This window comes from Mycobacterium sp. 852002-51057_SCH5723018, from assembly GCF_001667035.1.
Classification (GTDB): Bacteria; Actinomycetota; Actinomycetes; order Mycobacteriales; family Mycobacteriaceae; genus Mycobacterium.
In genome coordinates this window covers 1-1,316 of the sequence record NZ_LZIR01000013.1, presented here as the reverse complement: position 1 = coordinate 1,316, position 1,316 = coordinate 1, and the positions used below count along the sequence as shown (strand labels likewise).

General features: G+C 61.6%; 1 protein-coding gene. It reads right to left on the bottom strand.

Annotation, left to right across the window (positions count from 1 at the left end):
• Window positions 1–10: 10 nt before the first annotated feature.
• Window positions 11–1,264 (bottom strand): IS30 family transposase, encoded by a 1,254-nt coding sequence (locus A5764_RS04365; RefSeq protein WP_231989605.1) that lies wholly within the window; start codon window positions 1,262–1,264, stop codon window positions 11–13.
• Window positions 1,265–1,316: the final 52 nt, after the last annotated feature.

Below are 1,316 nucleotides of genomic sequence, written 5' to 3'. Positions count from 1 at the left end.
CGGGGTGAATTCAGGGTTTAGTTGCAACAGTGGTTGTTGTCGGGTTCGACAGTACTCGGTTGAGGACTTGGGCTGGTGTGTCGAATCCGAAGCGTTCTCGTGGCCGGTTGTTGAGTTGCATTGCGACATAGTCCAGGTAGTCGCTTCCATAGACTGACAGGTCGGTGCCCTTGGGAAAGTATTGGCGCAGTAGGCCATTGGTATTTTCGTTGCTGCCACGCTGCCACGGCGAGTGGGGATCGCAGAAGTAGATCGGCATGTCGGTGGCCATGGTGATGTGGGCATGATGAGCCATTTCGAGGCCTTGGTCCCAGGTCAACGTCCGTCGCAGAGTTGCCGGCAGGCGGCGCATCGTTTCGATCATCGCTTGGGCGACGACCGTGGGGTGACGACTGCCGGGCAGGTGTAGCAGCATGACAAAACCGCTGGAACGCTCGACGAGCGTGCCGATTTGCGAACGCTGGTCTTTGCCCACGATCAGGTCGCCTTCCCAGTGCCCGGGCACCGCGCGGTCTTCGACCTCGGCGGGCCGCTCAGCGATGGTGACCATGTCAGGAATACGAGTGCGCCGAGCCGAAGCCGAGCGGTGCGGCTTGCGCAGCGCACGCCCAGTGCGCAGGCACGTGGTCAACTCACGGCGTAGCTCACCGCGTCCTTGCACGTAAAGGGCCCGATAAATGGTTTCGTGGGACACCCGCATCTCCGGATCATCAGGAAACGTCCGGGCCAGCACACCGGCAATCTGGCGAGGACTGTGTTTGTCGTTGAGGCGTTGTTCGACAAAAACACGCAACGGCTCACAGCGCCCAATCTTGCCAATTTTGGGTCGGCGCGCCCGCGCCTGACTGCGGGCCTGCGCAAGGTGTGCCTGATAGGTCACCCTGGCATCCCAGCCGCCGCAGTTGGCCCCGAACCGATACAACCGTCGATACCGGCCCGTGGACCCACGTCCTCCGCCGTTGAGCGCGATTTCGCGCATCACCGTTGAAGGATGTCGTCCTAACTCCTTGGCCATCGCCCGAATCGACTTCTTGGCGGCCACCCCGACCATGATCATTTCCCGTTCGGCGATGCTCAGCCGCGGCCGCCGCCGTCCGGACCGATCAGTTAACTGAGGATTCACCCCGCCACGATGCCGAACCCACGCCCGGGCAAGGGCTGCTGACACGCCGAGTATCGGCCCAGCATCTGTCGGGGTCATCCCCGCTGCGATCAATTCCCAGAACCGACGCTCAACCGATACCAAGGGCCCATACCCAGCCATCAACACTCCCCAAATCACGAAGTGTTGCAACCATCCCTAGAACTCAAGGGCG

Coding starts and splice junctions, on each gene's coding strand:
- A5764_RS04365 (WP_231989605.1), bottom strand. CDS start 1,264: ATGGCTGGGTATGGGCCCTTGGTATCGGTTGAGCGTCGGTTCTGGGAA.